4 protein-coding genes are annotated in these 9,014 nt (G+C 42.0%); 1 reads left to right on the forward strand and 3 read right to left on the reverse strand.

Annotated features, from left to right (window positions below):
• Positions 1-308: 308 nt before the first annotated feature.
• Positions 309-2,378 carry a VapE domain-containing protein gene (locus NBH15_RS28510; RefSeq protein ID WP_250824150.1) on the reverse strand — a complete coding sequence of 690 codons (2,070 nt, stop codon included), beginning with the start codon at positions 2,376-2,378 and terminating at the stop codon, positions 309-311.
• Between the two features lie 320 nt (positions 2,379-2,698).
• Here NBH15_RS28510 and NBH15_RS28515 point away from each other — a divergent pair, with 320 nt between their 5' ends.
• Positions 2,699-3,346, forward strand: coding sequence for an HU family DNA-binding protein (locus NBH15_RS28515; protein ID WP_250824151.1), 648 nt, complete (start codon positions 2,699-2,701; stop codon positions 3,344-3,346).
• A 137-nt stretch (positions 3,347-3,483) separates the two neighbouring features.
• Here the strand turns inward: NBH15_RS28515 and NBH15_RS28520 are convergent, their stop codons facing one another.
• Both NBH15_RS28520 and NBH15_RS28525 read right to left on the reverse strand, forming a co-directional pair.
• A complete protein-coding gene (locus NBH15_RS28520) occupies positions 3,484-5,043 on the reverse strand; it encodes a SusD/RagB family nutrient-binding outer membrane lipoprotein (protein WP_250824152.1) in 1,560 nt (519 codons plus the stop codon).
• Positions 5,044-5,090: 47 nt separating this feature from the next.
• The gene (locus NBH15_RS28525) at positions 5,091-8,453 is read right to left on the reverse strand and encodes a SusC/RagA family TonB-linked outer membrane protein (RefSeq protein WP_250824153.1); all 3,363 of its coding nucleotides are present in this window, start codon (positions 8,451-8,453) and stop codon (positions 5,091-5,093) included.
• Between the last annotated feature and the right edge of the window lie 561 nt (positions 8,454-9,014).

Genomic DNA, 9,014 nt, shown 5'->3' on the forward strand with positions numbered 1-9,014 from the left:
CTAAAAGAACTACAGTAACTCTAAAACACAACATTATGATTTACAAATAGTTACACCTGTATGTATACAATGATTAATACCTTGTTTCAGGATGAAAGATGTATTATTTTAAGCTTTTGTATGTATTGGGGGCAGGTTAATATTAATTAAAATGAAAGGGGAATCCTAATTTGTGGGAGATTTCTCCTTATTTATATAAATTTTAGTAAATCCGGTGTCATGTTCTAGTAGAGATGTTTAATAGACTGTACCATAAGGGTATGGGGGGTGACGCCATGACAGGAGGACGGCATCACCCGGTTGTTTTATCAGATTTCAATTACATGGTAGTAATTACCTGTTTTCGTATGTTTTTTGGTTACATTATTCTTTAGCAGCAGCCGGCCGAACAGAGCCATGTTGCGGATACCGGATTTTATCTTGCTCCGTTGTTCGATCCGTCTCAATATCTCGGCAGCAGGAAGCAGTTCTCCCTGTTCTCCTGTTTCAGGCAAGCGGAAATACTGGAAGAAGAGTTGCTCTTCAACCGGAATCTGTTGGAACTGGTGGTTGTTCCGGATGATCGCAGTTTCCTCTTCGGAGGTGAACCAATAGCGTTCGTTGTTACGTAGTGCGGTGGCAGCTTGGGCATACAATTGCTTATGGTTTAACCCGGTACTGTGGTTGATGTTACCGGTCAGTTCGATACAGATGAAACGTCGGCTTCCTGTCGGGTCGTTCAACAAATCTACATTGTTGGAGGTCGCAATGAAAGATGCATATCTTTTCAGCGGCTGGATACTGCGCTTGTAAGGTTGGCGGGCATTAATGACCGGCTTCTGGAGGATATGTTTCAGGAATGCCTGATGGGAAGGCGATACCGAATCGAACTCATCGATATTGATCAAGGCAAAACGGTTCAGTAACAATTCGGCGTCGCGTTTATTGCTGAAATCGATACTGTCGGTGTAATATTCCAGTAATTCGGGCGGGAGCAGATTCCGGCACCAGGTGGACTTGCCGCATCCCTGTCTGCCGATCAAAAGAGGGGAGACACTGTTGGCATGCATCCGGTCCAGCCCGTTCCAATGGGCCACCATGCTCAGGAACCAGCGGTAGAACTGGTTTCTCCATTCCGGATTATTGCAGGGCAACGTATCGGCCAGCCGGCGGATATGGTCTGTCCCATCCCAGTCCGGCAACTCCAGCATATATTCCTCAATAGGCGAATAATGCATCACACGGTTGGAATAGATATAACGTTTTACGTCCCTGTCCCATAGCGGGATACCTTCTTCCTGCGCATTCAGGCTGATACTGTTGAGGACCTGTTCGTTAACAGGAAAGAAATTGAAATAGTATGATTTTCGTTCGCGGTATTCCGCATCTCCCTTCATATTATTATATCTGAATTCATACCGGCGTTTCATAAATTCGTCGGCTTGAAAGGCGAGTGCCTGCTCCGGCCGGATACACGGTTTCCGGCCAAAACCGGAGGACAGGCAGTAGACATTGTGTACGGTTGTCCGTATCTCCGCTTCAAAAATCCGGAAATGGGTATGTACCGGCAACCACTTGACCACCTCTTCTTCCGGGATACCACTGCGGAAGCAGTTCTCGGCAAGGCGAGTAAGGAAAGGCTTGATATCTTCATCCCCTTTTCGATAACCGGTCGCATCCATGGCTTGCCGTAATGAATTTTCGAAAAGTAACGAAACGATCCGGCTTCGTTCATAACCGGGAACGAGGCGTTGTAACGGGTCTGTCACGGCTGGTGACGGTGCAGAAACCGGTAGCTTTTCCGGCATCTCCCAAGGTTGTTCGATCCGGATAGGCAGGGCGTCCGGATTGTAGTAAATATCCGGATCGAATGAAAGTCGGCAGGCTGCATCCAATTTGTTTTCTTCAACAGTGATCTGTTGTTGCAACTCTTCCCGGTAATAGGCTGCCGCTCTGTCATAGGCCCGGGCATGGAAAAAACGAATAAGCGTATCGTTCTGTGGGACAGTATGATCCGATAGTGTAAAAGGAATGATGATTTTTACGCTCTTTCCGCTTGATCCGATAAATGCTGCCATTGTCTGTAATGATCCGGCTGCTTGCCGGCGGACATTTTTTGCCTCGTTGCGGTTGGCGAGATTGTTTATTTTGAGCAGGACCAATCCGTTATATTGGTCTCTGACAAACGTCCCATCCTGCTTTTTTACGGTAGAACAGAAGTAGACGACCGGTAACCGGTTCGCCTCTTTTACCGAAACTCCGGGAATGGTGTAGCGCAATTCTTCGCGCAGGGCTGCCACTTGCTTTTCCTTGTAACCGTCACGGATCAGTCCGACCAGTTTTTCCATCTCGATTGTCTTTTGTGCTTTCTGATTTGCACTGAATAAAGTTGCTTTCATTTGTCTTCTTTTTTAATTGATTTTATCCAAAGATAAGTACCTGAATGTCGGTTTACAGCATGTAAAGACCGATCATTATCAGGAAGGCTACAACTATTTCATCTATTGAAAATAAAGGAGATAACTATTGTTTATCCACTTATATTTTATATCTTTGGTCGTATATTCTTAACCTTTCGACCTGGGTGAACCTTATAGTTGACCTAGGGCAAATTGAAGTTCGACCTGGGGCGAATATATGGTTGACCTGGGTCAAATACTTACTAAGTCCTGTCTTTAGCCATAAAAGTCTATAGGCCGGATGATAAAAACACACTGGTATGACAGCAATTTACAAGATGGAGCAGAATCCGCCTAAAAAGGGTTCAGGTAAAAAAGTCGTATTGCATCCCCGTATAGTCCCCTGGGATACAGTGAGTACCGATCGTTTAATAGAGGAAGCGTCTTCGCGTTCCACTTATACTGGTGGCGACCTGAAAGGAGCGGTCCGTCTGCTCTCCGACATGCTGAAAGAGAAACTTCGCGATGGATATAATGTTTATCTCGACGGAATCGGCTATTTCAGTGTATCGTTGAAATCGCGCCCGGTAGAAGACAAGAAGGAGTTGCGTAGTGAATCCGTTCATTTCAAGAATGTGAATTTTCGTTGTTGTGCCGGACTGAAGCATGAACTGAAAACAATGCCGGTGGAACGTTATAAGGAACCAAAGGTAACTGATTTTTCACAGGAGGAAAAAGAAAGCCGGTTGCTGCGGTATCTGGAGCGACATGCGTATATTACAACCTTGGCTTATCAGGGTTTGAACGGTTGTACCCAATATCTGGCACGCAAAGAACTCAAACAATTTGTGTCCGATGGTATCCTGGTGGAAGACGGGACGCGAAGAATGTGCATTTATGTGAAGCGTCCGGAACCGGCGGAATTGCCGGATAGCCTGGTGGTGGATTCGAATATTGGGGAGGTGTAAGTGAAGGTCTAAAAAAGAGGTGACGCTATCTATATCAAACAGCGTCACCTCTTTTTGTTTTGTTTATTAGTCTGTTATCAGAATAAAAAGCCGGTTGACGTTGAATTGCCAACCAACTTTTTATAGGGATATCGATCTTATTTTGCCCAGAATACTTTGTTATAATAGGTATCCGAGTCTTTTACTTCCTGATATTTCGGGTTGTTGTCGCGTTCGATAGTCGGGTAACGCAATCTGTTGGGTACATCTTTACAGATAGAAGATGTTTCATCTGTCGGGAAGTAGAGTGACGGAACACCTGTTCTACGAACCTGATTCCATGCCATAATCGGTTGGAAATATCCGAAACTTAACCATTTTTGTGTCAGTATAACATCCAGTTTATCGCTGGCGTTATTCCATAGTTTTGTTGCAAATGCAGCAATTTCAGCATCAGATGGAGCTGGTGTCGGGTCTGTGTAAGTTGCTTTTGCATTCAGGTTGTAACAGAATTCGATCGCGTCTTTGACTCCTTGTTCGAATGCAGCTTTGGCATCGCCCGAAGCATATCCCTTCTGATAAGCCTCCGCTTTAATAAAGGCTATTTCTGAAGGCATGAGGATAATTCCCGGGTAATAGTCGTTGCGGCTTACTGTTGCTGTATCGACTGCTGAATAGAAATTACCGCCTTGTGCCAACGGACGTTCCCATAAAGGTTGCTGAACACCATAATTGTCATGTGTATTTACGCCTTCATAATTACCTTCATGATTAGGAGCATACAAGATTTCCAGACGAGGGTCATCTTTCAACCGGCTGATCACTTCGTAAGAAGCATATCCTCTTCCTGATGTTTCGAAACCGTCACGTACATTCTTTTCTGCTTTAAAGCCATCGTCGTCAGAATCAACGCGGATAAATTCGTCGTTGCTTTCGAGCAAAGGATAAGCGGAAGGATCAGATAAAATTTCACGGATGATGCTTCTTCCTTCATCTGTCATGGTTCCCTGATCAGCAATGGTCAGAGCCATACGGAGACGGAGTGAGTTGGCATATTTTCTCCAGATATTCAAATCTCCCTTATTGATATAATCCTGTGCTTTCAGATAAGTGGAAGTCAGGGTAGATAAAGATGTCATACCTGCCAGTTTGGTATTGATTTCTTTCAGGTCGTCCAACATCATTTTATACAAATCTTCAGCCTTGTCATAAGAAGGATAAGATCCGGCGATATCACCGGTAATACCGAGATATCCGGCTTCTTTGAACGGGATATTTCCCCACATATCAACAAGTTGTTGCATATGGTCGTACATGAATATTTTGGATAAGAGGATAGTAGGCTCATAATCGGTTTTCTCTATTTCACTTAATTCATTGTATGTCTTTTCCAGGATTCTGTAATTAGCAACAATCTTGTAAAAATTATTCCAGCGGTCATTGATATATCCGTCGGAAGCTAAGTAGCGTCCGTCAGCATTGACAAAACCGAGTGTTTGTGCATAACGAGCTATCAGACCATTATCAAAAGTCCACAAGCGGTAGTAAGTTGCGTAAGTGTAATCGTTTCCGGCATAAAAAATACCAGTCATCAGCTTATCACACGCTACGGTTGTTGTTTTGGAGGGGTCGGTATAGCGGTCAGTATAGTCTGAGTCACTACAAGCGGCAAGTGTTAAGAGTGCTGCCCCTGCCATTATAGATAATATATGTTTCATTTTTGTTTTATTTTAAATGTATGTCGCTTTAATCTTATAAATATCCATTAGAAGCTTGCACGCAGTGAGAATCCGAATGTACGGGTTGTTGCAGTTGAACCTCCGATTTGAGCTTGCGATACCCAGCTTGTACCATCTGTTGCTTCAGCATCGAATGCGGGTAAGTTCTTATATAAGTAGAACAGGTTACGACCGAATACGGATACAGTCAGGTTACGGCAAGCAAACTTACTTGTCAGTTCTTTCGGTAATGTATAACCTAAAGATAATTCACGCAATTTGATATAGGTATTGTCGAATACAGAATGTGAGTAATAAGTTGGGTAATCAGTTCCCCAATTGTAAGTCTGATTGTAGTATTTGTCCGCTGGAATAATTATATCATTCTGTGAACCATCCGCTTTTACACCACCCAAAATCATACCGTTATCATATACTTTTTCTCCGTTAGGACCTGCTGTGCCGGTTGCTGCAATACATTTTCCGGTAGTAGGGTTGTTGCCTTCGAAATAATAATTAAGGCCACCATGTTCTGCATCACGATAATCCATAGATTCAACCAAATTACCGCGTCCCATCATATATTCATAAGGAATATTCAAAACGGCGCCTCCAACACGGAAGTCAAATGTTGCATCCAGATAGAAGTTTTTATAACTTACAGAAGTACTGACACCTCCGGTTATCTTCGGCATGGCATTTCCTACTTTTACACGTTCTTCAGTTAATTTATAGAAGCCGTCGCTGTTGACAATTGGATTGCCGTTTTCATCTTCTAGAGGAGCATAGGCATAGATATCACCCATAGGTTCACCGACATGTGACTCGATTGTTGCTGCACCACCGTCAATATTACTGTGCTGCAAAACATCCAAACCGTCCATCAGTTTGGTTACCTTATTACGGTTGATCGAGAAATTACCGCGAATATCCCAACGCCAGTCTTTTGTTTCTATAGGAGTGCCATATAAAGAAAGTTCAAAACCTTTATTTTTCAATTCACCTACATTCTGCAGAATGGATGTACCTCCGGCCGACTGCGGAATAGTCGTTTCCAGGATCTGATCTTTTGTCGTATTGGTATAGTAAGACATTTCGAATCCTAAGCGGTTGTTAAAGAATTTACTTTCCAAACCGATTTCAAACTCATGCTTTTCTTCCGGACGTATCTTTTCGTTTCCTAAGGCCTGCGGAATCTGGTTGTAGATATAGCCACTGACACTATTTTGTGTGTAAGCCTGTATTGCTTTATAGATTTCCGGAGCGTTACCCACAATACCGTAAGAGAGACGTACTTTACCATAATCGTACCAGCTAGGCATTTGATCTTTGAATGCTTCCGTATAGATAAAACTACCATTTACAGAAGGATATACGAATGAGTTATTACCTTTAGCCAATGTAGATGTCTTTTCCTGACGTACTGTTCCTTCTAAATAAGCAAAGCTTCCATAAGAAACGCTGGCTGTTGCGAGAAATGCTGTTTTCAGGAAATCCGTTTTCGACATACCTGCAATAGACTTATTTTTACTTGCATTCAGGTAAAACCAGTTTTCAATAGACAAACCGCCATCTGTAAAGGCATTTGCATTATAAAAACTTTCCTGACGGGCCTGCCATCCGGCATTTGCTGTAACATTCCATTTATCAGCAAATGTACGGTCGAACATCAACATAATGTCACCATAATAAATGCTGTATTGTTTGTTTGTAAGACCGTATTTACCTGTGTAAGTACCGAAAGCAATAGGTTTTTCTGTCTTTTCCTGATTTTCAATTTTGTTGACTGTCAAGTCTGTAGAGATACGTCCACGAAGTATCAATCCGTCAATAATATTCCAGGTAGGAGTCGCACTTGCAATCAAACGATTATTTTTCTCATACTGTTCTTTCCCGTAAATATTCCAGAAATACTCAGTGAGTAAACCACCGTAGGAGGCTTGTTCCCATGCGTATGATTCGTTAGGAGTGATACTTTCCTGAGTGCTTGGAACATTTAAATATCCTAAACTGGTGACAGCGGTTTCGCGCATCAATTTAACATCTTCAAATGAACCGAACATACCACCGAAGTTATTGGTAATACGACTGATACGGTAGGGACGGTTCTTGATATCTTCCAGCATATAATTAACTGTATAATCCAGCTTTAAGGCTTTGTTCAAAGAATAGCTACCTGATAAGCTGAAATTATGTTTGTTATAAGTACTGTTATACTGAGTAGGAGTATTGTCCGTATAAGTATAAGAGAAACGCATATTCCCTTTTTCAGATCCTTGTGTAATAGCCAGGTTATATGTCTGGTTGAAACCGGTACGGAAAATATCTTTCCACGGGTTAGAGCTGATAGGGCTATATTTTCGCATGGTTCCGTCCCAGTAATATACATCGCTACCATCATATTTAGGACCGAATTGTGCAGTTGTAGTACGGATGCTTTTTACTGTCTGGCCATTATCAAGTGTACGTTCCCAGAAACCTCCGCTTTCACGTTCGTAACCTTCTGTGCGGCTTGTTACGGCAACACCCGGACCGAATGTTGTTTGCATTTCCGGCATATAGGCAACCCAGTCACCACTTATTGTTGCGTTGAAATCAACACCTATACCGCTACTGCCTTTGCCACTTTTTGTTGTGATCATAACTACGCCATTGGCAGCTTCCGATCCATACAAAGCAGATGCTGAAGCTCCTTTCAGGATAGACAAGTTTTCGATGTCTTCAGGGTTGATATCTACCAAACCGTTACTGTTTACACGCTGGTCACCCCAGTAACCGTCTTTGTTTGCATCACCGTTGCGGATAGGCACACCATCTACAATTACCAGAGGCTGGTTTGTACCAGTGATAGAACTCATCCCGCGTACATTAATAGATACAGCAGAACTGCTACCACCCGGAGCTGCCTGGATGCGTACACCGGAAGCTTTACCATACAATGAGGTTGCAAAGTTGGGGGTACCTGTCTTTACCAAGTCTTCGGAAGAAATAGTACTTACGGCATAACCTAGTTTTTTAGCATCTTTTTTGATACCCAGTGCTGTAACGACTACTTCATCCAATTTCTGAGTGTCTTCTGCCAACATCACCTGCAAAGAGGGTTGTCCTTCAAATTTAATCTCTTTAGTGGCATAACCGATAAAAGAGATTTGAATAATATCTCCATTCTTCACACCTTCCAACGTGAATTTACCGTCCATGTCGGTAATACTACCATTGGTTGTCCCTTTCACTACGACAGACGCTCCGGCAACAGGACCGAATTCATCTTCTACTGTACCTGTGATCTTCCCGCTTTGCAGGGAAGCATTCACTTCCGACTTAACAGGTGCTGTGTCTGCGTATGCTTTAGGAAAACATAACGCTCCAGCAACTAAAATTAAGCTAACCGGTTTAAAGTTTTTCAACATAATTGATGGTTTTTAATATACTTAGGTGCTATTTTGGCGTAAAAAGCACCATTTAATTCATTTTGGCATAAAATATGGAGACTTTGAGTAGGAACGCTTGGATGATTTGGCGTTATAAGTCGTTCATAGTACTAAAAGAACTATAGTGATTTTTGTAAATTTAAAAAAGATGAGTGTAAATACTAATGAAATCTAACAGGCAATCATAATCGTTTAATAATGTGCGTATTATGCATTGCATCGTTTGAATGCTAGGTGAGCGACTCATATGTATGGTCTGTCTTTTAAGTAGAATTATTTATTGTTCGGTTTAGGGTAAAATATAGCACCTTTATAAATGTTAATGAAAAGAATGAGGGTATATTTTGTAGAGCAAAAATCATAAAGCTATTTAACAAAAGAGATGAGTCTTGACTGTTGAATTAACTTAATTACGATTGAATATTGTTAGCCAATGTGTTAAAAACAAAATCTTGTGATATTTTTTTGACGAAAAATAACACAGGGTAATAATTATTTCATATATTTGTCGCGGATATAAAATGTACAGAGTTCTTTTAG

Source organism: Parabacteroides caeci (assembly GCF_023656795.1).
GTDB lineage: Bacteria > Bacteroidota > Bacteroidia > Bacteroidales > Tannerellaceae > Parabacteroides > Parabacteroides segnis.